This is a genomic window from Actinomycetota bacterium, from assembly GCA_019347675.1.
In the GTDB taxonomy this organism is placed as follows: Bacteria; Actinomycetota; Nitriliruptoria; order Nitriliruptorales; family JAHWKO01; genus JAHWKW01.
In genome coordinates, this window is the sequence record JAHWKW010000010.1 from 1 (window position 1) to 24552 (window position 24552).

The following is a 24552-nucleotide window of genomic DNA, read 5'->3' on the forward strand; positions in this document are numbered from 1 at the left end:
TCGCCCGACGCGCCATCACCACCGACGTCGTGCCCGACACGGCGGGGCGCCCCGCACGCGTGATCGTCACCACCGACGTGGCCACCCTGCACAAGGCCGTCGACGCCGACGCCAGCGCCCGCCTGGGCCACACCGGCCCGATCTGCGCCGAGACCGCCCGCCGGCTGGCCTGCCACGCCAACATCGTCCCGGTCGTGGTCAACGGCGCGTCCGTCCCGATCGATGTTGGGCGCACCACCCGCGCCCCGAGCGTCGGCCAGCGCGACTGCCTGCTCGTGCGCGACAAGGCCTGCCGCGGCTGCGGGGCGCCAGCCCACATCTGTGTCCCCCACCACTGCGTGCACTGGACCGATCTGGGCCCCACCGACCTCAACAACCTCGTGCTGCTGTGCGACCACTGTCACCAGCTGGTCCACGAAGGCGGCTGGAACGTGCGGTGGAACCCCGACAACACCGTCACCTTCACCACCCCCGACCAGCGACACCTCGTCCGAGACCCACCCACCTGACCCCCGGGTCTGCCCACCGCCCAGCCCCCGCCCGGCGCGGACGGGCCGTCCCCAACGTGGCCGGCCCGCTGGCTGCCGGCCTCGCGGCTGTCGCGGTCGCGCGCTGGCTGGGAACGAGAAGCGGTCATCGCGTGCCACCGACGACGACCGTCAGCGGCGGGACACGCCATGCGCCTCGACGAGGTCGTGCTCCATCACCTCGTGGCGTGCCCCAGCCGCGCTCACCAGCGCCGCGATGATCGCCGCCGCTGGGAGCGCCAGGAGCGCCCCGGCCGCGCCCAGGAGGGCCGCACCGCCCAGCACGGCCAGGAACGCGACCGCTGGGTGAAGTGCCAGCGTGTGGGCGGTGACACGCGGCTGCACCAGGTAGTTCTCGAACTGCTGGTAGACCACCACGGCCAGCAGGACCCACAGGGCACCGATCGGGTCACGGGCCAGCGCCACCGCCAGCGGGAGTGATCCGGCGAGGTAGGTGCCCACGACGGGGATGAGGCTGCTGATCACCCCGACCCACGCGCCCAACGCCAACGCGTAGGGGACGTCGATCATGATGAAGGCGGTGGCGTGGAAAGCGGCCGACGCCACCGCGATCAGCAGGCGACTGTAGACGTACCCGCCGGTCTTCTCGATGGCCAAGTCCCAGATCGCCAGGAAGTTGGCCTGCCGGTCGGCTCGCAGCCGCGATGACAGCGTGCGGCGCAGGCGTGGCCCATCCGCGACCAGGTAGAAGGTCACCAGCAGGATGGTCAGCGTCTGGATCACTCCTCCCAGGACGGTGGTGCCGAAGCCCAGGATCCCGCCGCCGAGGCGCTGCATGGCCGGCGACGCTCGGGCACCGGCGAGCGGGGCGCCTTCGAGGTAGTCGGCGATGCTGTCGCCCAACCCCGCAGGCAGGCGTCGCGCCTGGTCGGCCAGGCCCGACAGCACCTCGGGGCCCTGCCCGATCAGCGTGCGCACCTGGCTCACCACCAGCGGGGCCATCGCCGCGATGAACCCGATCAGCGCCACCCCCGCAGCCAGGAACGTCAGCGCCGTCGCCAACCCCCGGCGCATGCCACGACGGGACAGCCACTGCACCGCCGGTTCCATCGCGAAACTCAGGAACAGGCTGACGACCACCGCGACCAGGAGATCCTGTAGCCGCGAGAAGACGAACTGCACCACTCCCGTCAGCAGCAGCCCACCGGCCACGCCCAGCGTGATGGTCGCCGCGAGACCGCCGTCTGCCCGCGCATGGTCACTCCAGCGTCGGCCCCGCGACCGGCGCCGCTCGGCCGGCGCCCCGTCGAGCCCGGATCCGTCGCGCACGTTCACGGGGCGAGCCTACGGGGCGGGAGGTGGGTGGACCGGAGCGTTGCACGCGACAAGTCACACGTACGGGGTGGTGCGACGGCGCCGGTAGCCTGACCAGGCGGCGCCCTGCGCCCCAACACCCGGAGACCGCGTGCCCGCCATCGACGTCCGCGGCCTCGTCAAGCGCTACGGCGAGACGGTGGCCGTCGCCGGGCTCGACCTGACGGTCGAGCGGGGCGAGACGTTCGCGATCCTCGGACCCAACGGCGCCGGCAAGACCACCACCATCGAGTGCTGCGAGGGCTACCGGCGCCCCGACGCCGGCACGGTGCGTGTGCTCGGCCTGGACCCGATCGCCGATCCCGACCGCCTCCGTCCCCGGCTGGGACTGATGTTGCAGGAGGGCGGGGTCTACCCGACCGCCCGGCCGCTCGAGGTCCTGCACCTGTTCGCAGCCTTCCACGCCGACGCGCTCGACCCCGACGCGCTCCTCGAACACGTCGGTCTGGCCGACACGCGCCGGATCGCCTTCCGTGACCTATCGGGGGGGCAGAAGCAGCGACTCAAGCTCGCGATCGCTCTGGTGGGCCGACCGGAGCTGGTCTTCCTCGACGAGCCGACCGCCGGCCTGGACCCGGCGGCGCGGCGGCTGACGTGGGACATCCTGCGCGACCTGCGGCGAACCGGCGTGACGGTGGCGCTCACGACCCACCTGCTCGACGAGGCCGAGGAGCTGGCCGACCGGGTCGCGATCATCGACCGGGGGGTGCTCGTCGCCCTCGGATCGCCCGACGAGCTGACCCGCGAAGCCGGCTTGCCCGAGGTGCGGTTCACCGCCCCGCCGGCTTTGGACAGCGCCGCGTTGTCCGTCGCGATCGACGCCAAGGTCGAGGAGGAACGCCCCGGCCGGTACGTCGTGCACGCCCCGGGCACCCCGGAGCTGATCGCGCGGCTGACCGCCTGGCTGCACGCCCACGATCTGCCGCTGGGTGATCTGCAGGCGGGACGCCGCACCTTGGAGGACGTCTTCCTCCGCCTCACCGCCGAACCGTTGCCCAGAGACGAGGACCCAGCGCCGTGAGCCTCCTCGCCGCCCCGCCCCCCTCCGGTGTCCGCCGGACGCCGGTGCTGCGGGCGGTCGTGGCGCAGGCACGGATGGAGCTGCGCCTGCTGCTGCGCTCCGGCGAGAGCCTGCTCGTGACCGTGGGGATCCCGCTGGGGCTGCTGGTGTTCTTCTCGATCGTCGAGGACGTCCTGCCCACCGGCGGCAGCGACGCGGTGGACTTCCTGGTCCCTGGGGTGCTGGCGATCTCGGTGATGTCCACCGGGCTTGTGTCGCTGGCGATCGCCACGGCCTTCGAACGCAAGTACGGGGTGCTCAAGCTCCTCGGTGGCTCGCCGCTGCCCCGAGGCGGGCTGTTGGCCGCCAAAGCTCTGGCTGTGCTCGCGGTGCTCGCTGCGCAGGCCACCCTGGTGCTGGTCGTGGCCGCCGCCGGACTCGGCTGGGAGCCCGGCGGCGGGGTGCTCGCCGTGATGGTCGCCCTGGTGGCCGGGACGGCGACGTTCAGCGCCATCGGGCTGCTGGTGGCCGGGACGCTCCGCGCGGAAGGGACCCTGGCCGTGGTCAACGCGCTGTTCCTCGTCCTGCTGCTGATCAGTGGGCTGGCGTTCGATGCCGACGCGCTCCCCGGCCCGCTCGCTGCGCTGGGCAGGGCGCTCCCGTCCGGGGCGCTGGGTGAGGCGCTGCGGGCCGCCCTCGACGACCCGGGCCGGTTGGTGGTCCGACCGTTGGCGGTCCTGCTGGCCTGGGGAGCGGTGGCGGCGGCGGTGGCCTCCCGCACGTTCCGGTGGGAGCCGTGACACCCGGCGCCCGGGAGGTGTCCGCCGGGAGGCCGGCGCCCGGTTTCGGACCACTCGGAGGCCACTGGTAATGTCCCGACCCGGCCCGCAGCGAACTGTTGGCGTCGGGCCGGTTCAGCGACACCCGTGTGAGGAGGCCAGACGGTGCGCAGCCGCCCGGGTGCGGGTCCGAACCAGCTGAGCAGGAGATCGACCTCACCGCGTGCCGCCGTCCACCAGCCCAGGGCCTGGCGTGTCGTGCGGCCCCGGGTCGCGGCGGGGATCGGGCTGCTGGCGCTGGCGCTGATCGGCTGCGCCGAGAACGCGGAGCAGACCGAGATAGAAGAACCGCTCCGTGTGATGGACTACCTGGAACCCGTCGGTCGGTACGCCATCGTCGCCGACCGGTTGTGGGACCTCACACTGTGGGTGGCGATCGCGATCTTCGTCTTCGTCCAGGGGATGATCGTCGTCGCGCTGCTGAGGTTCCGGGAACGCGACGACGGCGGCCCCTCACCCAAGCAGATCCACGGCAACCCGCGGCTGGAAGCACTGTGGACGGTGGTGCCGGCGCTGATCCTGGCTGGGGTGGCGTTCCCGACCGTGCGGACCATCTTCTATCTCGCTCGCCCCGTCGAGGGCGCGCTCGAGATCAACGTGACCGGCCACCAGTGGTGGTGGGAGTACGAGTACCTGCAGCACGAGGGGCTCACGACCGCCAACATCATGCACATCCCCACCGGTCAGGAGGTCGTCCTGCGGATGACCTCCGCGGACGTCATCCACTCGTTCTGGGTCCCCAAGCTCGCTGGGAAGCAGGACGTGATCCCCGGCCGGACCACCATGCTGAAGCTGTACACCGACGAGCCCGGCGAGTACTACGGGGCGTGCGGCGAGTTCTGCGGGCTGTCCCACGCCAACATGCGGCTGCACGTGATCGCCCACGACCCGGCCGAGTTCACCCGGTGGGCCCAGGCGCACGCCGAACCGGTCGACACCGCCGCGGTGACCGGCCAGGTCGCCGCCGGCAAGGCGCTGTTCGTCACCAAGGAGTGCGTCGGATGCCACACGATCCGTGGCTTCCAACTGTCCGGTGACGACCCCGAGGACGTCTCGGCGCTGCGTCGGCTGGGCGAGGATCAGGAGAGCATCGACCAGCTCCTCGAGGGTGGACCCATCGAGGCGACCGCGACGGTCGGCCCCGACCTGACCTACTTCTCGGACCGGGGATGGTTCGCCGGAGCGATCTTCGCCAACACCGACGAGAACCTGCGCGACTGGCTGGAGGACCCACCTGCCATGAAGCCGATGGATTGGGAACAGGGCCGCGGCATGCCGCCCCTGGGCCTCCAACCCGACGAGATCGACGCGCTGGTCGCGTTCCTTCGCACCTTGACCGTCCAGCGCTAGCGCGAACGGGAGGACGACGTCCGATGGCAACCACCTCGATCGAGCGCAGCGCCACGTTGCGACGGCCCAGCTCCAAGACCGGGCTGGTCGGGTGGCTGACGACGGTCGACCACAAGAAGATCGGGATCCTCTACGGCATGACGGCGTTCGCCTTCTTCATCGTCGGCGGGATCGAAGCGCTGCTGATCCGGATGCAGCTGGCCGGCCCCAACGGGGACGTGCTCACCGCCGAGGTGTACAACCAGCTGTTCACGATGCACGGCGTCACGATGATCTTCCTCGTGATCATGCCGATGACCGCGGCGTTCATGAACTACGTCATGCCGATCCAGATCGGCGCCCGGGACATGGCCTTCCCGCGGCTGAACGCGATGAGCTACTGGCTGTTCCTCCTCGGCGGGCTGTTCCTCAACTCCAGCTTCTTGTTCGGGCAGGCGCCCTCGGGCGGCTGGTTCGGGTACGCCCCCAACTCGCTGTTCGCGTACAACCCCGGGCCGGGGATGGACTTCTACGCGGTCGGGCTCCAGATCCTGGGGATCGCGTCGCTGGCGTCGGCGGTGAACTTCATCGTCACCATCCTCAACCTGCGCGCGCCCGGCATGACGCTGCTACGCATGCCGGTGTTCTCCTGGATGACGTTTGTGACCGCCTTCCTGCTGCTGTTCGCCCTCCCCGTCCTGGCGGTCGGCCTGTTCGAGCTCACCGCCGACCGGATCCTCGGCACGAACTTCTTCGACGTCGGCAAGGGCGCCGACCCGATCCTGTGGCAGCACCTGTTCTGGGTGTTCGGCCATCCCGAGGTCTACATCATGATCCTGCCCTCGTTCGGGATCGTGTCCGAGGTCCTGCCGGTCTTCAGTCGGAAACCCCTGTTCGGCTACGCCGCCGTGGTCTTCGCCGGTGCCGCGATCGCGTTCATCGGCTTCGGCGTGTGGGCCCACCACATGTTCGCCGCAGGGCTCGGACCGATCGCCAACACGGGGTTCGCGTTGTCGTCGATGGTCATCGCGGTGCCAACGGGGATCAAGATCTTCAACTGGGTTGCGACGATGTGGGGCGGCCGGATCCGACTGACCGCACCGATGCTGTTCGCGATCGGACTCGTGGCGCAGTTCACCATCGGTGGCCTGTCGGGGGTGACCCACGCGATCGCGCCACACGACTACCAGCAGACCGACACCTACTACATCGTCGCGCACTTCCACTACGTGCTGTTCGGCGGTGGCATGTTCGGCATCTTCGCCGGGCTGTACTACTGGTGGCCGAAGATCTTCGGCCGGATGCTCAACGAAACTCTCGGCAAGCTCAACTTCTGGACGATGTTCGTCGGGTTCAACCTGGCCTTCTTCCCGATGCACATGAGCGGGTTGTGGGGCATGCCGCGACGCACCTACATCTTCCCGCCCGGGATGGGATGGGACCTGATGAACCTGCTGTCGACCATCGGGGCGTTCACCATCGCGTTCGCGGTGCTGGTTTTCATCGTCAACGCCGTGAGGTCGCACCGGGTCGGTGAGGAAGCCACCGGAGACCCGTGGGACGGTCGGACGCTGGAGTGGTCGGTGGAGTCACCCACGCCCGAGCACAACTTCCACGAGACGCCGATCGTGCACTCCCGCGACGACTGGTGGAACACCAAGTACGAGGAGGACACCCAAGGCCGCCCCGTCCGCGTGCCCGCCGGCGCTGCCGACGACGGCGAGCAGCTGGATGTCGGCGCCCGCGAGCGTGGCATCCACCTGCCCGACCCGTCGTACTGGCCGCTGGTGGTGGCGATCGGGATCACCGTGATCGGCTACGGGATCGTGTTCCTCCGCCCACAGGGCCCGGCGTCGAACCAGTGGAGCGCCGGGGGGATCCTGTTCATCGTCCTCGGCGTGGTGACGCTCCTCAGCGGGTACTTCGGTTGGGTGCTCGAACCGCTGGAGGAACCCGGCGGCGACGATCACTGACCAACGGAGGCGAACGAGTGGCTGAGGCGCACGCCGAGGCGGCCCACGCGGCCGGGCATCCCGACACCACGCTCGGGCTCGATCACCGCAAGCTGGGGATCTGGGTGTTCCTGGCCTCCGAAGCGATGTTCTTCGGGTCGCTGATCACGACCTACATGCTCTACAAGGACCGCACCGCCAACGGGCCTGGCCCCACAGACATCTTCGACATCCCGTTTACGTCGGTGAGCTCGTTCGTGCTGTTGATGAGCTCGCTGACGATGGTGCTGGCCCACGACGGGGCGGTGAAGCGCGACGAGGGCCGCATGCGCTTGTGGCTGCTTGCCACCGCCATGCTCGGGACGGTGTTCATCGGCGGACAGGTCTTCGAGTTCACCAGCTTCGTGAGCGAGGGCATGACGATCACGACCAGCCCGTTCTCGTCCAGCTTCTACCTCCTGACCAGCTTCCACGGCATCCACGTGACGGTGGGGATCCTGTTCCTCCTCGGCCTGTACACCCTGAGCCGGCTGGGGCGACTACCCATGGAGGACGACATCCGCGTGGACATGATCGCCCTGTACTGGCACTTCGTGGACATCGTCTGGATCGTGATCTTCACGTTCGTGTACCTGATCCCCGTCGGCTGACTGCGCCGCAGCCACCGGAAGGACGCATCGATGGCGACCGAGGTCACCCACACGCCCGCCGAGCAACACGTCGCGGCGCACCCCACGCCGCGCGACTACGTCAACATCGCGATCGTCCTGGCGATCATCACCGCCGCGGAGGTGATGACCTACTTCTTCCGGTTGCCGGGCTGGGCGCTGTGGGGAGGACTGACCGGCATGGCGATCGCGAAGTTCACGTTGGTGGTCGGCTTCTACATGCACCTGAGGTACGACAGCCGGATGTTCCGCCGGGTGTTCCTGTTCGGGCTGATCCTCGCCACGACGGTGTTCCTCCTGGTGCTGGGTGTCTTCGCCGTCGGTCCGGAAGGTGGAGGTGCCGGGAACTGATGGTCGAGTCGCCGTGGACCTTCCATCTGCACCCCGAGGTGGTCGCGGTGGTGGTCGCCGCTCTGGTCGCCTACGGCTACGCCGTCCGCCGCTGGGGCCGGCTGTTCCACCCGTCGCCGGCCGAGCAGCCGGCCACACCCCGCCAGAAGGTCGCGTTCGTCCTCGGGGTCGTGTCGTTGTGGGTGGCGCTGGGTTGGCCCGTCCACGACCTCGGGGAGCGCTACCTGTACGCGGCGCACATGGTGCAGCACCTGATCCTCGGCTTCGTCGTCCCGCCGCTGATCCTGCTCGGGACGCCGCGGTGGCTGGGGGAGCTGGTCCTCGGCCGTGGTGCGGTGGGCCGCACCTACCGCAGCCTCACCCGGCCGCTGATCGCCGCGGTCGCGTTCAACGTCGCATTGGCGTTCATCCACTGGCCGGCGGTGGTGGACATCATGGTGGCGTCCGAGCCGGCGCACGCCGCGATCCACTGGGCGTTTCTGGCTGCGGCGTTCCTGATGTGGTCGGTGCTGTACAGCCCGCTCCCGGACGTCGCGGGGCGCCTGGGGCCCCCCGGCAAGATGCTGTTCCTGTTCGTCCAGACGATCCTGCCGACGGTCCCGGCGTCGTTCCTGACCTTCGGGGACCGGACCCTGTACCGCTTCTACGAGACGACGCCGCGGCTGTGGCAGCTGACACCACGTGACGACATGCAGCTCGCCGGGCTGATCATGAAGGTCGGCGGCGGCCTGCTGCTGTGGAGCATCCTGACCGTGATGTTCTTCCGGTGGGCCAACGCCGAGGAACGTGCCGACCGTGCACGCCTGCACGCCGGCGACGCCGACCCGCGCCCGTCCAACAGCTGGAGCTGACCAGATGAAGCCCGACGTCCGCGACCGGTTGGTGCTGCCGCTGCTGGTCCCCCTGGGGCTGTTGGCGCTGGTCGCGATCACCGCCGTGCTCTTCGGGATGATCCTGTTCTTCAACCCCGTCGAGGTGTCGCTGACCATCGCGACCGTGGTGGCTGCCGGGATCCTGGCTGCGTTCGGGATCGCCAACGCGCGACGTGAGGAGCTCACCCGCGCCAAGCGCATGGTGATCGTCTTCGCGGGCGTGCTCCCGCTGCTGGTCGGGGGGCTGGTCGCGGTCGGGGCCATCCCGCTCGCTGAGGGTGTGGTGCGGGTCGCTGACCGAGAGTGCCACTTCTGCATCCCCGAGGACGCCGTGGAGGTCGTGGCGGAGGGGATCGAGTTCGAGCAGGACGAGATCACCCTCCCGGCCGACGACGAGGAGGTGGCGATCCTCTTCATCAACAACGACCAGAACATCCCCCACAACGTCTACATCTACCCGATCCACCAGGAGGAGCCGCTGATCGACGAGCCGATATTCGAGGGGGAGACCTTCAACGGCGTCGACCAGCGCGTCTACGAGTTCCCACCGCCCGAGCCCGGCACCTACTACTTCAACTGCAGCGTGCACCCGCAGCAGATGACGGGGACCGTCGTCTTCGAGTAGCGCTCACACCAGCGCGTCGACGGCGGCGACCGTGAACACCAGCGCGAGGTACGCGGTCGAGTAGTGGAACAGGCGCATGGCGTTGGGGATCGATGGGTCACGCCGCAGCCGGTGGGCGAGCACCAGCCAGCCCGCGTCCAGCACCGCGATCCCGCCCAGGTACACCAGGCCGGCTTGCGCGATCGGGTAGTACGCCAGGGTCACCGCCAGCAGCAGGTAGGAGTACAGCAGCACGTGGCGGCTGGTCTCACGGTTGCCGTGGGTCACCGGGAGCATCGGGACGCCCGCAGCGGCGTAGTCATCGTGGTACTTCATCGCCAGCGTCCAGAAGTGGGGTGGCGTCCAGTAGAAGATGATGGCGAACAGCGCCCAGGCGGGGGCGTGCAGCGTCCCGGTCACCGCCGCCCAGCCGGTCAGGACCGGCACGCATCCCGCCGCTCCGCCGATCACGACCGCCTGGTTGGTCCGCCGCTTCATGCCGATCGTGTACACGAACACGTAGAAGACGATCGCGGCGGTCGCGAGCGCGGCCGCTAGCAGGTTCACGAGGACGGCCAGCCACACGGCCCCGACGATCCCGAGGGCCACGCCGTAGGTCAGTGCCGCCCGGGGGGTGATCGCCTGCTGCGACAGCGGCCGCGAGCGGGTGCGTGACATCAGCTGGTCGATGTCGCGGTCGAGGTAGTTGTTGATCGTGTTCGCGCTGGCCGCGCACAGGGTCCCGCCGACCAGCGTCGCGACCACCAGCCACGTCCCCGGCCATCCGCCGGCGGCCACGATCATCGACGGGACAGTGGTGACCAGCAACAGCTCGATGATCCGCGGCTTGGTCAGCGCCACGTACGCCGAGACGATGGTACGCCGCCTTCGTGGTGCCGTCCGGGGCAGCTGCAGGGGGTCCGCGCGGCTGGTCACGCCGGGGCCTCGACCGGCTCGACGGCCAGGCTGGTCGCAGCGACACGGGCGTTGGACCGGCGCGCCACCGTGGCCGCTGCCACCATGCTGCACCACGCGAGGCTGGCGACCAGCAGGTGGGCCACCACCAGCCCGGTCGAGCTGACCTGCGTGAACACGTGAGCGGCGCCGAGCGCCGTGTTGACCACGAACAACCCCAGCGCTGTGTGAACCAGACGGACCTCGGCCCGCGGCCGCCGACGCCGCAGCACCTCGACGGCGAGGACCGCGAGCAACGCCAGCACGATCACGACCGCGCCACGATGGGCGGTGTGCACGGCCACCACCGGGTCGGTGAGGTCGGGGACGAGCCGGCCGTCGACGAGCGGGTAGCCCCCGACGTACTCGTCGTGGACCAGGGAGCCCAGCATGATCACCGCGTACACCGACGCGGCCGCAACGGTCAGCATCCGCCGCCAGCCGGGATCGGGGACGCCGCTGCGCACGGGCTGCGTCCCGCCAGCGAAGGCGGCCTCCACGACGACGACGGCCAGGAGCCCCAGGAGGACCATCCCGACGGCCAGGTGCAGCGAGACGGTGTCGGCGTTGAGGTCGTTCATGACCACCACCGCACCCAAGCCGGCCTGGACCACGATCGCGGCGAGCGCCGCGGTGGCGGCCCAGCGAACGGCACGGTCGCGGCGGTGGTGGCGCCAGGCGTACACGGTCGTGGTGGCCACCAACACCACCGCGATCGACGCGAACCATCGGTGCGTCCACTCGACCACCATGTGGAACTCCGGGCGGGGCAGCAGTCCGCCGAGGAGTCCGTCGTGACACAACGGCCAACGGTCCTTGCAGCCGTAGCCGCTCCCGCTGCCACGAGTGAACCCGCCGATCGCGACGAGCAGGACGGTGACCGCGAACGTCGACGTGGCCAGCTTCTGCAGGCGGGTCACCGTCGGTCTCCTCGGGCCTCCTGGCGCATCCGCCAGCCGACCACCGCCAGCGCAGCCGCGAACCCCAACGACACCGCGATCAGGATGCCGTGGACGATCCTGAAGCGGCCGGTGTTCTGCCCGTCGAGGACCAGTCCCAGTCGCGTCAGCCACACGTAGGCGTTCCACCCGGCGGCAGCCAGCAGCAGCCAGGAGCGATGCCGGTGACGCTCGGTCGACGTGGCGACGGGGCGCTCGCCGAGGTCGGTGGACACGGTGACTCCGTGCGCGACGGGTGAGATGCCCCGAAGGCTACGCAACGCCCATCGGCCGGGCGAACCGAGCGACGCGGCCGCCCCCAGAGGGCGGCGTCGAGGTGGTCGTGCCTAGGCTCGCTCGAAGACGCGTCCAGGAGCAAGGCCACGTGGCGAGGTTCGCGGTCGGTGCGCAGCTGTGGCCCCAGCACACCACCATCGAGCAGCTGACGGACGCCTGGCGGCGCGCCGAGGAGGTCGGGGTGGACAGCCTGTGGACCTGGGACCACTTCTTCCCGATCACCGGCGACCCCGACGGCCCGAACTTCGAAGGGTGGTCGCTGCTGGCCGCCAAGGCGGTCGTGACCAGCCGCCCACGCATCGGCGTCCTGGTCACGTCCGCCGCGTACCGCAACCCCAACCTGCTGGCCGACATGGCCCGCACCATCGACCACCTGTCGGGGGGTCGCGTGGTGCTGGCACTGGGTGCCGGGTGGGCGCAGCGCGACTACGTCGAGTACGGCTACGGCTTCCCCGACGCACGCACCCGCCTCGACCACCTCGCCACGACACTCGAGACGGTCCGTGACCGCCTGCACCGGCTCAACCCCCCTTCCAAAGGCGATCTGCCGATCATGGTGGGCGGCGGCGGTGAACAGGTGACCCTGCGTCTGGTGGCCGCCCACGCCGACTGGTGGAACGCCTTCGGACCAGCCGAGCGGTACGCGCGGAAGAGCGGGATCCTCGACGAGCGTTGTCGTGAGATCGGCCGCGATCCCGCAGACGTCGTCCGCACCGCTCTCCTCCAGCCTCACGAGATCGACGACGTGGGGGCCTTTCTCGACGCCGGCGCACGGCACGTGATCGTCAGCCTCGCCCCGCCCTACGACCTCGAGCCGGTCGAGCGGTTGATCGCGCTCGCCGCGGCCGGCTGAGCGACACGCGCGGCGTCCAGCGGCGACCTCGACCTCAGCTGGGCACCCCGTAGCCCTCCTCGAGGATGAGGTCGCCGTTCACGGTGATGTAGTACACCCGCCAGTTGTAGTAGATGCGGTAGTAGTGCGGGTACTCGCGCATCACCCGGGCGTGGTCCTCGATCGCGTCGACGTACAGCTCGCTGCGGTTGTAGGCGTACAGCGCCCGGCGCATGTTCCCGGGCGCACCGTGCGCCACCAGGTACCGGGCTGCCGCGCGGATCGCGTCGCGAGGATCGTCGATGTCGCCCTCCCCGTACGCTTCCCAGGTCGCGGGCATGAACTGCATCGGACCGCGGGCTCCGGCGGTGCTGGTCCCACGGATACGGCCCATGCGCGACTCGACGAAATGGATCGCGGCCAGGTACGACCAGTCGACGCCGAACTCCGCCGCCGCCGCGTCGTAGTGAGCCCGCAGCTCGTCGACCGGCGGGGCGGGGACGATCCGCCAGTCAGGGAGCTCCTCGCGGGGCTTGGTGAGCTTGCGCAGCTGGGTGCCGGCGTGGACGTTCAGGTCGAACGCGGTGTGGAACTCGGGGGGAAGTGCCCCCTTCGCGGTCGGTCGCCACTCGGTGTTGACGACCAGGTCGCGGTACGCCTGCTGCTGGAGCCACGCCCACGCCCGGGTCGCCTCGTCGGACGCATCGGGCGACGCAAGAGCGGTCTCGGCCGTGGCCAGGGCCTCGGCGAGCTCGTCCGGGTGGGTGAACGGCGACACGTCCGATGGTGGTATCGGGCCGGTCGGGGTCGGGGTCGGCGACGGTTCCGGGGATCCGGTCGCCGCGGGGGAGGTCGTCTCGGCCGCGAGTGGCGAGGGCGGGCCGGCGCGGTCGCTTGGCCCCGGCGAGCACGCCACGACAGCGGCGCAGACCATGGCGAGGGCGGCGGGGCGGAACATGGCGGCGAGACTACGGGGGGCCGGGGCGCGCAGCGACCGACCGGCCGCGGTGTCGTCTGGGTGTGGTGTCGTGTGGTGTTGGCGGGCGGGGCGGCAACTACGCTGGTCGCCATGGACCGCACCTGCCCCGCCTGTGGCACGCTCGTGGCCGCGCCCGACGGGCAGCACTGTCACGCGTGCGGGGCGCAACTGCCGTCGGAAGGGTCGCCGTCTGCCGGCTCCAACCCGGCCGGGCGCCCGTCGGACCTGTCCAGCGAGGTTCGCAACTGGGCGATGGCCGCGCACCTCAGCGCCTTCCTCGGCGCTTGGGTGGCGCTGGCGTTGCTCGGCCCGCTGGTGGTGTGGCTGATCAAGCGCGACGACCATCCGTTCATCCGGGCGCACGCCACGGAGGCGCTCAACTTCAACATCTCCGTCCTGATCTACCTTGCGATCGGGGTGATCCTGGCGTTCGTCTTGATCGGGATTCCGCTCCTCGTCGCGCTGGGGATCGCCTGGCTGGTGTTGACGATCGTCGCGGCTGTCCGCGCCGCCAACGGCGAGGACTACCGCTACCCGTTGACCATCCGGTTCGTGTCGTGACGCCGCGACGTCGTGGGCTGGCGGCGCTCACAGCCCACCGGTGCGAACGACAGGACGGCGAGCGATGACCGCGCCCGCGCCGCACGAGACACCCAAGGCCGATCGCGACCTGGAGTGGGACTGGTCGTCCAAGGCCACCGACTACACCAACGAACTCCTCGACGAGGGCGGCTGGGACGCGATGGCTGCGGCGCATGCCTGGTACGACACGTCGTCGGACAACCAGGACCCACCACACAAGAAGCAGGCCTACAAGCTGCCTCACCACCGTGTCATCGATGGCCAGTTCCGGGTCGTGCTCGAAGGGGTCCGCAGCGCCATGAACATTCTGGCGGCGACCCGCTTCCAGCCGCAGGACTACCGCGTCGATCTTCCCGCCGATGACGTCGCCGGCGTCTACGAACATCTGGCCGCCCACCTCCGCCAGTTCGACGAGGAGCCCCCCGACATCCTCAAGGGCTGGTCGCCCGACGACGGGTGGCCTCCCGGCTGACTCGGAAGTTGACGGCATCGCCCGCGCGCCGTTGCCTGTACAGGCCGCAGGAGGTGACAGGTCGTGGGCGAAGGCAGCGAGCTGGAACGTGCCGCCCGGGCGGTCAACGAGGCGCGGCAAGAGGGTGACGACGACAGCGGCCTCGTGGTGGTCCCCTTCGACGACGAGGGCGACCAGCGCCACTCCGACGAGGAGATCGAGCATCCCGCCAAGCTGATCCGGATCGCCACGATGATCCAGCGGTTGCTCGTCGAACTGCGCGAGGTCGAGCTGGACGAGGCCAGCCGGCGTCGGCTCGTCGAGATCTACAACCGCTCGATCGAAGGTCTCCGCGATGTGCTGTCCGACGACCTCCGCAACGAGCTGTCCCAGATGGTGATCCACCGCCTGGCGGCCGAGGATCCACCGACGCCCTCGGAGCTGCGGATCATCCACGCCCAGCTCGTGGGTTGGCTCGATGGCCTGTTCGAGGCTGTCCAGGCGTCCATCGCGAGCCAGCAACTGGCGGCGGCGCAGCAGCAGCTCGCTCGCGTCCGGCAGCAGCCGGCGCTGCGACCAGGTCGGGCTGATGCGCCAGAGCAGGGAGCGTCCGGCCAGTACCTGTAACGGCGGCGCGCCCGAGCTCGCTCCATGAGGGCCGGACCCAACCGGAGGCCGACATGCGTGAGGTATCCCTGCACGTGCCGCCGGGTCGAGGTGCCGAGGTGGTCCGCGCCGCCGCCCAACGCGGCGGGGTGGCGATCAGCCGGGCGCTGGCGCACGACGCGGACGGCGACGAGGTCGAGGTGGTCACGGCCACCGTGCCCAACTTCGTCGTCGAGGAGCTGATCGGAGTCGCCGAGCGAACCGGGCCGCTCGAGGCGACGGTCCCGTCGACCTCGGTCTTCGCGGTCGAGCCGCCGGCGGACAAGCCATCGGAGGTGCTGCTCGACGTCACACCGCGGAGCGCGATCGAGATCGTGCTGGCCGGACAGGAGAGTGCCGGGTCGTGGCGCGGGTTCCTCAGCTTCGCGATCACCGCTGGGGTCGTGGTGTGGACCGGCCTCTACACCGAGGTCGTCTACCTGCTGACCGCACGATGTTGCTGGCGCCCTTCGCCGGGCCGGCCATGAACACCGCGCTGGCGCTCGCGAGCGGGCACCCGACCCTGCTCCGCCATGCGGTCACACGGTACGCAGCGGGCATCGCCGCGACCGCAATGGCGTCCGGCGTGCTGACGGCGGTCACGCAGCAACAGCGGATCACCGACCTCGCGACGGACGTGCTGACGGTGTCGAACGTGGCGGTGCTGCTTCCGCTCGCCGCCGGGGTGGCGGGCGCCACCTACCTGGTGCAGTCGGAGCACAGCTCGCTGGTTTCGGGCGCCGCCGTCGGCATGCTCGTCGCCGCGTCGCTGGCGCCCCCGGCGGGCGGCATCGGCATGGCAGCAGTTCTCGGCCGGACCGACCTGCTGGCCAGTGCGGTGTTCGTGGTCGCCCTGCAGCTGGTCGGGATCACGTTGACCGCGGCACTGGTGTTCCGGTGGTACGGGGTCACGCCAGCCAGCCGTCGCGCCGCAGACGTCCGTGAGGGGTACCTGACGCGGGGACTGCCGATTGTTGCCTTGGTCGTCGCCGCCCTGCTCGCCGTGCAGTTCGTCTCTGGACAGGCGTTCCAGCGCTTCTCGCTCACACGCGATGTATCGGTGACGGTGGAATCGCTGCTCGAGGGCCGTGGGGACGTCGACCTGGTCGGCGTCGACACCACCGTCCCCACGCAGCGGATCGCGGGTGGCCAACGGCTGCTGGTCGATGTCGACCTCGAGCGGGCCGCGACCGACCGGTCCACCGACCAGCTCGAGCAGGCCTACGCCGACCTGATCCGCACGCACGTCGCGGGGCGGTTCGCCGACACCGTGCCGCTGGTGGACGTGACCGTGCACGCGCCGCCTGGCGCTGGTTGAGCGCCGCTGATCCGCGTCTGCGGGCCGAACAGGTCGCCGCGATCGGGGCCGGGCTGGTGAGCGCCAGCCGAGGACCTGGCTGCCGACGCGGCCAGCACGCCGAGCCCGACGCCGACGAGCTTGGACCCTCCCGCGGCGATGGGTTCGCCGCCCACGCCGAGGATCCACACCCCAACCAGGACCGGAACCAGCGCGCCCCAGAAAGCGGCGTGCGGTCGTTCGCCGAAGGCGAAGATCGCGATGATGCTGACGAACACGACCTGGACGTTCGGCAGCATCGTGCCGAGGCCGGCCCCGATGATCGCGATGGACTCGTGCAGGCGATGAAGTCCATGCCGAGGAACACACCGGCGATGGCGGCGAACGGCACGATCCGGCTGATCAGCACCACGCCGGTCCAGGTGCGTCGGAGCGGATGGCGTGGCCAGCGCAGGCGGTGTGTGGCCTCGGGACGCCGGCTGCGCGAGATCCTCCTTCGCGGCGCCGCCCGTGGTGCGCCACCGCTGACGGACCTGGCGTCTCGGGGAGACGGTCACGGTGTCGCTGGGGCTGACCGACGCGTGGTTCCCGACACGGATCGCGTCGTTCCGGTCACCCGGTACTGGCGTGCCTGCACGGCGCGCATGCTCGGTGACCTCGGCCGTCGTTGGCTTCAGGAAGACGCATGGCGTCGCGGTCGGTGCTCTGTTGACCGCCCCACATCGGACAGGAGCATGGGCCGTTCCCGGTTGACGCCGAGCGCGGCCCGAGGATGTACTCGGGGCACGTCGTTGAGGCGAGGAGGAGGCCATGAACGCCGGTTCGCGAGAGACCGAAGCCCAACACGCCGCGCCGAATCTGCGCCTGGAGGCCACCGTCCATCCCGGGGACAACCAGCTTGCGCTCGAGGACGTGGCCGATTTCGACCTCGACCGCATCCCGGATCCTGAGGGCGGCGTCCGGGTACTCATTACCGCCGACGAGGCCGTCCGGTTGGTCGCGCGTGGCTACGAGGTCCACCTCGTGAGAGCGTTGACGGTGGCCCCGTTGGATCCCGCGCTCGTCATGGATGACGACAGCGTGAGGGCGTGGCTGGAGGATCAGGTCGAGGGCATCGAGCGGCGAGAGGGGTCTTGATGTACCGGACGATCGCCCAACTGGACTTCCTCACCGGGCTCTTGGCTGATTGGTTTCCCCAGTTCTTCACCAGGCTCCAGCTCCCGGAGCCGTCGGTCGAGGGGCGCCCCGTCCACGCCCTGCGGATGCGCGCCGGCGATGGGGAGGATCGCCGCGGCGTCCTCCTGGTCGGAGGTACCCATGCCCGAGAACTGATGAATCCCGATGCGATCGTCGAGCTCGCGGTCGATCTCCTGGTGAGCTACGCCCTCGGCACCGACATCGTCTACGGCGGACGGACCTGGACCGCGAACGACGTCCAGATCATCCTCGAAACGCTAGACCTCTGGTTGTTGCCCTGCTCCAACCCCGACGGCCGTCACCACGTCATGACCGTTGACGATCTCTGGCGCAAGAACCGGCGGGACAATCCGGGCACGCCTTGCGACGGTGTCGATCTAAACCGAAACCTCGACATGCTTTGGGGAGTCACTCAGGGTCAGACCTCCTGCTCGCCCTGTAGCGACGTCTACGTGGGACCTGCGGCCTTCAGCGAGCCCGAGACGCGCAACGTGAAGCACCTACTCGATACGCGTCGCATCGACTGCTTCGCCGACGTGCACTCATTCTCCGAGCTCATCCTGTACCCGTGGGGGCATGCGGTAACGCAGACCGTCGATTCGACCAAGCGGTTCACTGGCCTGCCCAGCAGTACGTGCGCGCCGATCGGCCAGGTCGGGTACCAGGAGTACATGACCCCGCGGGACCTCCTGAGGTTCCAGACGGTCGGACAGCGGATCGTCGACGCCATCGCCGCGGTGCGGGGGCGGGTCTACACCAACCAGCCGAGCGTCGCTCTTTACCCCACGACCGGAACGCACAGCGATTACGCCTACAGCCGCCACATCGCCGACCCCAGCCTCCGCAAGACCTACTCCTACACGTTCGAGACCGGGCCTTGGGCGAGGGACGTGCGGGGCTCGTTGGACGTGCGGGAATCGTTCCATCCGGCCGACCCCACGCTGATCAAAAGGGACGCCAAGTCGGGAATGCTGGCTCTGATGCAGCAATGCATCTGTGCCATCGAGCTGATCGGAACGCGGTTTCTCGGGGGTGAGGCGGAGGTCTCCGCGCTGAGGCATGTGCGGGACGACCTCCTCGCAACGACCGCCGCGGGACGCCGGTGGATCGCCCTGTTCGAACGCGTGCAGCTTCCGCTGGTTGGCGTTGTGCTCGGCGATGAACGACTCTCCGAGGAAGCAGCTGTCCTCATCGAGCGCGCCGGCCGGCTGGTTCGAGAAGAGAAGGCCACTGTCACCGATGAGGACGTCGAGCGCGGCCTGTCCCTGATCCGGATCCTGGCCGAGCTGTCGGAGTCCGAGGACGTCAGAGCAGACCTCGAAGCAATCGGCGCCGAAATCTCGGGCCTCGCGGGGCTCACCACGGGCGACGTGATGGAGCGGCTCATGCGGTCGGGGCCGGCCAACCGACCCCAGAAGTGACCCGGCGTGCCCGCAGAAGGTAACGGAAGCGCTTGCGGCGAGCAGCTCAGGGCCGACTGGCGGCACGCTCGGACGAAGGCGGTCGCATCGAGGCACAGCTGCACGGCGCGGGGAAGCGTCGCGTCGGCGCGCGGAGCTGGTGGAGTCCGGCGGCGTCGGAGCCCAACGCGGGCGCCCGGGTGGGCCACGCGTCTGTCAGCGACTCGGGCGCACCCCGTAGACCTTGGCCGGGTGGGTCGCCAGCGTCGCAATCTGCGCGGCCTCTGCCGACGACTCGCCCCGCTCGGTCCGTCCCGGGGTGAGCGCTCTACCCGACGCCAACTCAAGAATCGCGGCGATGCGCGCAAAGGAATACAGAGGTCGAGCGACGTTCGTCGCAGCATCATGCGACGAGACGCCGCCCACCGCTGGAGACGCTTCCCCAGACCGGCGTCGGCTGAGGGCGCAACACCCCCCAGGCCGCGTGGCTAGCATCATTCTCCGTGATTGCCAGGATCCTTACCATTTTCGCAACCACCGCAGGGACCAGCCGAGGGCTATCCGGGTTGGCTGGATGTCGCTGCGCGGGCGGGTCAGCCAGCGTCAGCCGCCTGGGTCATCTCGCGTAGGAGATCGTGCAGTGATTGTTGGATCGGAACCGCGCATCCCGGCAGAGACCGATGTCGTTGCGTTGCTCGATGAGGCCAAGGCCGCCTTCTACCACGATCCTAACGTCATCGGCGTCGGCATTGGGAGCAAGCGAAAGGGGGGCGTCCCCCACACTGACGAGCCGGCCCTCATCGTATACGTGAAGCAAAAGCTGCCAAAGAACGAGGTGTCACAGAAGAACCTCATCCCGCCGACGTTCAAGAGCGTGACCACTGACATCTGGCAACCCTTTGGACCGGATGCCCCACGCGAGCCCCAAGGATTCGTCGAGGGACATCGCCACGCCGACGACATGATGTTCGTCGACTGGGCTCGGCTTCACGAACAATGGACGGCAGAAGCAGAGGCACAGCCAGACGTTCAGTTACACGGCGGCGGCGTCCAGGAGTTCGGTGATGTCGCCGTGATTCAGGACGATGGAACCCTGATCAGAACGATCAATGGGCAGCAGCAGGTCGACTGGGTCCGCGCCTACAAGCTATTACGGACCGTTCAGCCGGACATCTACGACTTCGTCACCTTCTTCACCGACTCCGCGCACGGCATGCCTCCTCAGGGTGGCTCCTCGTGGTACTCGTTCGTCTTCAACGACACGCAGGGGATCGGCCTAGGGGCGTTCAACAACCGCGCCGCTTACGGGTCGAACGTACTCCAGGGAATCATGTTCTTGAATCAGGGACACTTTTCACTGTGGCGATATGTGATGCTGCAAGAGCAAGGACACCGCTGGAGTGCCTTTGCGCGCTATCGCGACGCTGCAAGCGGGCCGCTTATGAACGACCACATGCTTGGAGGATGGGCTCACTGGGACTACGCCTTCGATGACGACCGATCCCCGATGGACTACGATATCTACGACTGGGTTGCCCAAAACGGCAACTTCGACCGCGTCACGCTAACGAGCGCCGAACGTAGCTACTGCAACCTTGACCTTTACCTCATGGGTCTGCTGGGGCCGGAAGACGTCGGTGACTTCAGTCTGCTTTCGAACATCTCCCAAGTCTCGGGAAATACGTATTCGGCGACGACGAAGCGCCTGACGGCGCAGAACATCGTATGGGCCGAGGGCACGCGCGTGCCGGAGGTCGCGACCTCACCTAAGTTGTTCAAGAACGCTTTTGTCGTTCTCACGGGCGACATGAGCAGAGTCCATGACCTGGTCGACCGAGTGGACTTCCTACGCCTCGCTTTCGAGCGAGATTTCCATGAAGCGACGAAGGCACTCGGGCGTGTCGACACCACCTTGGGGCCGCTGCGTGTCGACCTCACCCCGTCGCAGGTCCGCGCGCTGACAGGTGGCGGCTATGCGAACCTCCACCGGCATTTCATCCGAACCAGCGACCTGAGGATCTCGGGAACCCAATTCTCCGGTACCCTTAGCCCAGGCCAGACGCAGCTCTGGTTCACCCACAGTTGGCCGGTCGACTTGAACGTGGACTGGACGGTGCGTCCAACGACCGTGAGTGGCGGGGGACCGAAGATCACGTGGACGGTCGAGACCGAACGCCCCAGCGCTGGGTTCATCACCTATTGGATCAGGATTAGGAACATGAGCTCGGAAACTCTCAGCTTCGAGGCCCGGTACTCGACATTTCGCTAGCCCAGAGGAGTGGAGAGGTGGACGAACGCTTTCTGAACGTGGATCCGGAGGGCAGGCCGCTGCAAGACGTCTATGGTGGCCTCTCTGCGACGGCTCGCTCGCCCGAGCGCGAGCCGCCCCCGGGAATGCCGGCGGCGGCTTCCAGTGGGGAGGTGCACAACGGAGGGCCGAGCCCGGTCGTCGGTGAGGCGCGCGAGCAGGGGATGGAGCAGCCGGCGCGGTCGATCGATCAACCTGCGTACGACGGAGGGGCTGCACCGACCGATTTACTCTAGCGTGGATGGACGCACGTGGTTCGTGTGCTGAGTGCGCCGTCGCGTAAATCCTTCACGTTTCGGCTGACGAGTAGCGACGTCTCCGCCGCGCCGTGGTCGGTCAAGCACGTCAAACGCTCGGAGAAAGCCGTCCTGGCCCACGACGTGCGTCGTTCCTGTCACCTACCCGCGCCGTTTTGCCACTGTCCACCGACAGCGTCGATCAGGTGGAACCGCTTGCGAGCTGCTCCACCTGGGCAGGTGGTAGCAGAGGCGTGACGGTGCAGGGTTCGCAGCGCTCGTTGGCCGCCATCGCGACATGGCGGCTGAAAAGGCGATCTCGCCGGTTCGATCTCGGCGATCCGCACCCAGACGGCGCTGAAGCTTGTGAGCACCACGCCGGTCCAGGTACGTCGGAGCGGATGGCGTGGCCAGCGCAGGCGGTGGCGGCCGCGGGACGCCGGCTGCGCGACATCCTCCTCCACGGCGCCGCACCCTGTGGTGCGCCACCGCTGACGGACCTGGCGTCTCCCTGACGGTCGGGACCCGCAGCTACCTCCTGTTGCCTCGGTGTTTGCCGTTGCCCGTCTTCCCGCAGGGATCGACCTTGGCCTGCTCGCTGCGGTCGATGACGACCGTGGTGCGGTGCACGACCTCGCCATCGATCTCACACGAGAGGGTGTACGCCTCGATCAGGCTGGGCGTGCTCTTGGTGTGGGTCTCGAAGTGGGAGACGGTCACGGTGTAGCTGGGGCTGACCGACGCGTAGTTCACGACACGGATGACGTAGTCCCCGCCCTCCGCGTCGGAGACCAGCACTCGCTCCTTGTCCAAGAAGCTCGTGCTGCTGCCGACCTGCTCAAGGCCATCGGTGGTGCCGCGGAAGACGTACAGGTCCATGTCGTCCGGCGTCGGCCAGTCGAGCTTCACCTCGAGCAGGTCCACGTCCTGGTCCAGGATGTAGTCGTAGTCGTTGTGGTGGATGTCGTCGTCGCGGCCACCGCCTGGTGGGGGGGACGTCGCCGTGGACGACTCCGTGGAGGTCGGTTCCTCGGAGGTCACCCGGTACTGGCGTGCCTGCACGATCGGGCGCGTCGAGGGGTTCACGTGCCACTCGAACCGTCCGCTCGAGCCGACGACCATCGACGTGTCGATGGTGTCCATGATCGCCCCTGTCCAGGTGGGGGTGGCGGAGGTGCGCTGCAGCCGCAAGGTCGCGCCGGCGGGCGCCGTACCGGCGAGCACCGAGTGGTGGGCGGTGTCGATGGTGTTGTCCAGCGCGACGAGGTACGCCTCGCGGTTGCCGCCCTTGTCCTCGTATTCGGCGTACGGGTTGTCCTCGCCCTCGAACTTCACCCCCGTGCCGGTGTACTCGCTGACGACGTACTCGAAGGGCGGGTGGAACTCGTCGGGACCGATCTCGAACGTGTAGCCGTACCCGCCCGTGGTGTTGTACGACCAGTCCTCGGTCGTGCCGGTCGTGTCGTACAGCTCCCACCCGTGGATGTTCGCGTAGCCGTTGTGCGCGGCCATGCGGGCGCCGAGCTCACGCAGCGCGTCCTCGTCAGGTGCGTAACCGACGGGATAGCCGTCGGGACCGACCGTGTCCGGCGCGACGCCGTTTGGTCGCAGGATCAGGTCCGAGTACGTGTGGTTGGTCACCAGCGTCGTGACGTGGCGCTCGCTCAGCAGCTCACGCACCGCCTGCGTCTCCGGCTCCGAGAACGGACCGGCGCCCCGGTAGGCGGGGTGAGCCAACACGTCCGACGCACCCGGCCCGCCCCACAGGCCGCCGTAGTTGCGGTTGAGGTCCACGCCAGTGCCGAACCCGCCCGGGCTCGCCGACGCGTCGCACGCACCCGGCGGTGTGGGCTCGACCCCGTCCGCGACACGGCAGTTCTTGCGCTTGTAGGCGTTGCCCGGCGTGGCCAGGATCGAAACCAGGCCGCCCTCGTCGACCTCGCGCAGGTCCACGACCAGCCCCTGCTCGACCGACTGGCGGAACCCGTCAGGGTTGACGACGGGCACGACGATCACCCGCGCCGAGTCGAGGATCTCCGTGATGCGCTCGTCGGTGCCGTAATTCTGGAGCAGGTCGTAGGCGAACTCGATGGTGTGCTCGCCCGACGGCCACTCGCGGGCGTGGTGCAGCCCGAACATCGCGAACACCGGACGGCCGCTCTCCTCCTCGTGGACGTCCGAGCCGATCTCGAGCACGTCGATGTCACGGCCCTCCAGGCTCCGCCGGTCCAACGTGTCGTGCTTGGCCAGCTGCGGGTACTCGGCCGCGAGCTGCTGCAGCTCGGACTCGTAGTCTTCGAGCCTGCGGTACGTCGTGCGCCCGGACGGCAGCTCCGAACGCTCGGTCTGTGCGGCGTACGCGGAGTTGGCGGCCACGATCTCCGCCTCGCGCCTGACCAGGTCGGTGATGCGCACGTCCCAGGCGAAGCCCGCCGCTGCCAGGACCTGGGCGTCCGCTGCAGTGTGCAGCACCGCCTCGACGTAGTCGTGGCCGGCGTGCTCGGTGAGGTCCAGACCGAGTTGCGTCAGCCGGCCCTTGTCGGCACGGGTCGGCGTGTGGACGGTGATCAACTGCGGCGCGAAGGCGTCCGCCGGCGTCTTCTCGGTGGACGTCGGCGCGAAGCCGAACGTCGACGCGGCGAGCGCAACGAGAGCCAGCGCACGGAAGCGCCAGTCGAGCGATGTCCGCACAGGTCTTCCTTGTCGCTCGTGTCGGGCACGCCACGCCAGCGAGGATCTGCTGCCTCCTGATCTTCGATGTGCACCGCGCCGAGTCCTGCCTATCGGCAGATTTGCCCTCGCCCAGTCAACGCGGTGACGTGGCGTGGCTTTGATGGCCCAGGACGAACTCGCCACCAGCGTGAAACGTCAGGTGAACCTGACGCGATCCTACTCGGCCCGTGGAACCGAACGCCGACGGGTGCCGTCGAACACCAGGTCCGTGGTCGACTGGCGCCGG

23 protein-coding genes are annotated in these 24552 nt (G+C 68.9%); 18 read left to right on the forward strand and 5 right to left on the reverse strand.

Features of this window, described 5'->3' with window-relative positions:
• Positions 1 to 509, forward strand: a 509-nt coding sequence (locus KY462_07990; protein MBW3577662.1) for an HNH endonuclease, incomplete at its 5' end; no start/stop codon positions are given.
• 150 nt (positions 510 to 659) lie between these two features.
• Here KY462_07990 and KY462_07995 read toward each other — a convergent pair.
• Entirely contained in the window at positions 660 to 1823 is a 1164-nt protein-coding gene (locus KY462_07995; protein MBW3577663.1) for an AI-2E family transporter, read from the reverse strand.
• 130 nt (positions 1824 to 1953) lie between these two features.
• On the opposite strand from KY462_07995, the gene KY462_08000 reads away from it, so the two are divergent.
• The 8 genes from KY462_08000 to KY462_08035 all read left to right on the forward strand — a co-directional run bounded on the left by KY462_08000 (position 1954) and on the right by KY462_08035 (position 9498).
• Positions 1954 to 2883, forward strand: a complete 930-nt coding sequence (locus tag KY462_08000) for an ABC transporter ATP-binding protein (protein MBW3577664.1) — start codon at positions 1954 to 1956, stop codon at positions 2881 to 2883.
• A 74-nt stretch (positions 2884 to 2957) separates the two neighbouring features.
• Positions 2958 to 3662 (forward strand): ABC transporter permease, encoded by a 705-nt coding sequence (locus KY462_08005; protein MBW3577665.1) that lies wholly within the window; start codon positions 2958 to 2960, stop codon positions 3660 to 3662.
• 144 nt (positions 3663 to 3806) lie between these two features.
• Positions 3807 to 5051 carry a cytochrome c oxidase subunit II gene (gene coxB / locus KY462_08010; protein MBW3577666.1) on the forward strand — a complete coding sequence of 415 codons (1245 nt, stop codon included), beginning with the start codon at positions 3807 to 3809 and terminating at the stop codon, positions 5049 to 5051.
• 23 nt (positions 5052 to 5074) lie between these two features.
• Positions 5075 to 7003 (forward strand): cytochrome c oxidase subunit I, encoded by a 1929-nt coding sequence (gene ctaD / locus KY462_08015; GenBank protein ID MBW3577667.1) that lies wholly within the window; start codon positions 5075 to 5077, stop codon positions 7001 to 7003.
• A 98-nt stretch (positions 7004 to 7101) separates the two neighbouring features.
• Positions 7102 to 7632, forward strand: coding sequence for a cytochrome c oxidase subunit 3 (locus KY462_08020; GenBank protein ID MBW3577668.1), 531 nt, complete (start codon positions 7102 to 7104; stop codon positions 7630 to 7632).
• A gap of 30 nt (positions 7633 to 7662) precedes the next feature.
• Positions 7663 to 8001 carry a cytochrome C oxidase subunit IV family protein gene (locus tag KY462_08025; GenBank protein ID MBW3577669.1) on the forward strand — a complete coding sequence of 113 codons (339 nt, stop codon included), beginning with the start codon at positions 7663 to 7665 and terminating at the stop codon, positions 7999 to 8001.
• Positions 8001 to 8852, forward strand: coding sequence for a cytochrome c oxidase assembly protein (locus KY462_08030; GenBank protein ID MBW3577670.1), 852 nt, complete (start codon positions 8001 to 8003; stop codon positions 8850 to 8852). Before KY462_08025 ends, KY462_08030 begins: the two co-directional genes overlap by 1 nt.
• A gap of 4 nt (positions 8853 to 8856) precedes the next feature.
• Positions 8857 to 9498 (forward strand): cupredoxin domain-containing protein, encoded by a 642-nt coding sequence (locus tag KY462_08035; protein ID MBW3577671.1) that lies wholly within the window; start codon positions 8857 to 8859, stop codon positions 9496 to 9498.
• Between the two features lie 3 nt (positions 9499 to 9501).
• Here KY462_08035 and KY462_08040 read toward each other — a convergent pair whose 3' ends face one another.
• Both KY462_08040 and KY462_08045 read right to left on the reverse strand, forming a co-directional pair.
• The gene (locus KY462_08040; protein ID MBW3577672.1) at positions 9502 to 11160 is read right to left on the reverse strand and encodes a heme o synthase; all 1659 of its coding nucleotides are present in this window, start codon (positions 11158 to 11160) and stop codon (positions 9502 to 9504) included.
• Between the two features lie 187 nt (positions 11161 to 11347).
• The gene (locus KY462_08045; protein MBW3577673.1) at positions 11348 to 11605 is read right to left on the reverse strand and encodes a hypothetical protein; all 258 of its coding nucleotides are present in this window, start codon (positions 11603 to 11605) and stop codon (positions 11348 to 11350) included.
• 149 nt (positions 11606 to 11754) lie between these two features.
• Between KY462_08045 and KY462_08050 the strand changes: the two genes are divergently transcribed.
• Positions 11755 to 12519, forward strand: a complete 765-nt coding sequence (locus tag KY462_08050) for an LLM class F420-dependent oxidoreductase (protein MBW3577674.1) — start codon at positions 11755 to 11757, stop codon at positions 12517 to 12519.
• A gap of 34 nt (positions 12520 to 12553) precedes the next feature.
• On the opposite strand, the gene KY462_08055 is transcribed toward KY462_08050, so the two are convergent.
• Complete coding sequence (locus tag KY462_08055) at positions 12554 to 13276, reverse strand: lytic transglycosylase domain-containing protein (protein ID MBW3577675.1); 723 nt, start codon at positions 13274 to 13276, stop codon at positions 12554 to 12556.
• A 453-nt stretch (positions 13277 to 13729) separates the two neighbouring features.
• Between KY462_08055 and KY462_08060 the strand changes: the two genes are divergently transcribed.
• The 8 genes from KY462_08060 (at position 13730) to KY462_08095 (ending at position 21318) form a co-directional block, all read left to right on the forward strand.
• Positions 13730 to 14038: a DUF4870 domain-containing protein gene (locus tag KY462_08060; GenBank protein ID MBW3577676.1), complete on the forward strand. Its 309-nt coding sequence runs from the start codon at positions 13730 to 13732 to the stop codon at positions 14036 to 14038.
• A 64-nt stretch (positions 14039 to 14102) separates the two neighbouring features.
• Positions 14103 to 14531, forward strand: coding sequence for a hypothetical protein (locus KY462_08065; protein ID MBW3577677.1), 429 nt, complete (start codon positions 14103 to 14105; stop codon positions 14529 to 14531).
• Between the two features lie 63 nt (positions 14532 to 14594).
• On the forward strand, positions 14595 to 15137 hold the full coding sequence (locus tag KY462_08070) for a bacterial proteasome activator family protein (protein ID MBW3577678.1): 543 nt from the start codon (positions 14595 to 14597) through the stop codon (positions 15135 to 15137).
• A gap of 53 nt (positions 15138 to 15190) precedes the next feature.
• Positions 15191 to 15643, forward strand: a complete 453-nt coding sequence (locus KY462_08075) for a hypothetical protein (protein ID MBW3577679.1) — start codon at positions 15191 to 15193, stop codon at positions 15641 to 15643.
• On the forward strand, positions 15610 to 16473 hold the full coding sequence (locus KY462_08080; protein MBW3577680.1) for a DUF389 domain-containing protein: 864 nt from the start codon (positions 15610 to 15612) through the stop codon (positions 16471 to 16473). Before KY462_08075 ends, KY462_08080 begins: the two co-directional genes overlap by 34 nt.
• A gap of 789 nt (positions 16474 to 17262) precedes the next feature.
• On the forward strand, positions 17263 to 17589 hold the full coding sequence (locus tag KY462_08085; GenBank protein MBW3577681.1) for a hypothetical protein: 327 nt from the start codon (positions 17263 to 17265) through the stop codon (positions 17587 to 17589).
• Positions 17589 to 19070, forward strand: coding sequence for a hypothetical protein (locus KY462_08090; GenBank protein MBW3577682.1), 1482 nt, complete (start codon positions 17589 to 17591; stop codon positions 19068 to 19070). Before KY462_08085 ends, KY462_08090 begins: the two co-directional genes overlap by 1 nt.
• 553 nt (positions 19071 to 19623) lie before the next feature.
• Complete coding sequence (locus tag KY462_08095) at positions 19624 to 21318, forward strand: hypothetical protein (protein ID MBW3577683.1); 1695 nt, start codon at positions 19624 to 19626, stop codon at positions 21316 to 21318.
• An 806-nt stretch (positions 21319 to 22124) separates the two neighbouring features.
• Here KY462_08095 and KY462_08100 read toward each other — a convergent pair.
• Complete coding sequence (locus tag KY462_08100; protein MBW3577684.1) at positions 22125 to 24284, reverse strand: zinc carboxypeptidase; 2160 nt, start codon at positions 24282 to 24284, stop codon at positions 22125 to 22127.
• Positions 24285 to 24552 lie beyond the last annotated feature (268 nt).

What these genes read in the sequence shown, in the direction of transcription:
- KY462_08005 (MBW3577665.1), top strand. Translation starts at nt 2,958, where the DNA reads ATGGAGCTGCGCCTGCTGCTGCGCTCCGGCGAGAGCCTGCTCGTGACC.
- ctaD (MBW3577667.1), top strand. Translation starts at nt 5,075, where the DNA reads ATGGCAACCACCTCGATCGAGCGCAGCGCCACGTTGCGACGGCCCAGC.
- KY462_08025 (MBW3577669.1), top strand. Translation starts at nt 7,663, where the DNA reads ATGGCGACCGAGGTCACCCACACGCCCGCCGAGCAACACGTCGCGGCG.
- KY462_08030 (MBW3577670.1), top strand. Translation starts at nt 8,001, where the DNA reads ATGGTCGAGTCGCCGTGGACCTTCCATCTGCACCCCGAGGTGGTCGCG.
- KY462_08035 (MBW3577671.1), top strand. Translation starts at nt 8,857, where the DNA reads ATGAAGCCCGACGTCCGCGACCGGTTGGTGCTGCCGCTGCTGGTCCCC.
- KY462_08040 (MBW3577672.1), bottom strand. Translation starts at nt 11,160, where the DNA reads ATGGTTCGCGTCGATCGCGGTGGTGTTGGTGGCCACCACGACCGTGTA.
- KY462_08060 (MBW3577676.1), top strand. Translation starts at nt 13,730, where the DNA reads ATGGCCGCGCACCTCAGCGCCTTCCTCGGCGCTTGGGTGGCGCTGGCG.
- KY462_08065 (MBW3577677.1), top strand. Translation starts at nt 14,103, where the DNA reads ATGACCGCGCCCGCGCCGCACGAGACACCCAAGGCCGATCGCGACCTG.
- KY462_08075 (MBW3577679.1), top strand. Translation starts at nt 15,191, where the DNA reads ATGCGTGAGGTATCCCTGCACGTGCCGCCGGGTCGAGGTGCCGAGGTG.
- KY462_08080 (MBW3577680.1), top strand. Translation starts at nt 15,610, where the DNA reads ATGTTGCTGGCGCCCTTCGCCGGGCCGGCCATGAACACCGCGCTGGCG.
- KY462_08085 (MBW3577681.1), top strand. Translation starts at nt 17,263, where the DNA reads ATGAACGCCGGTTCGCGAGAGACCGAAGCCCAACACGCCGCGCCGAAT.
- KY462_08090 (MBW3577682.1), top strand. Translation starts at nt 17,589, where the DNA reads ATGTACCGGACGATCGCCCAACTGGACTTCCTCACCGGGCTCTTGGCT.
- KY462_08095 (MBW3577683.1), top strand. Translation starts at nt 19,624, where the DNA reads ATGTCGCTGCGCGGGCGGGTCAGCCAGCGTCAGCCGCCTGGGTCATCT.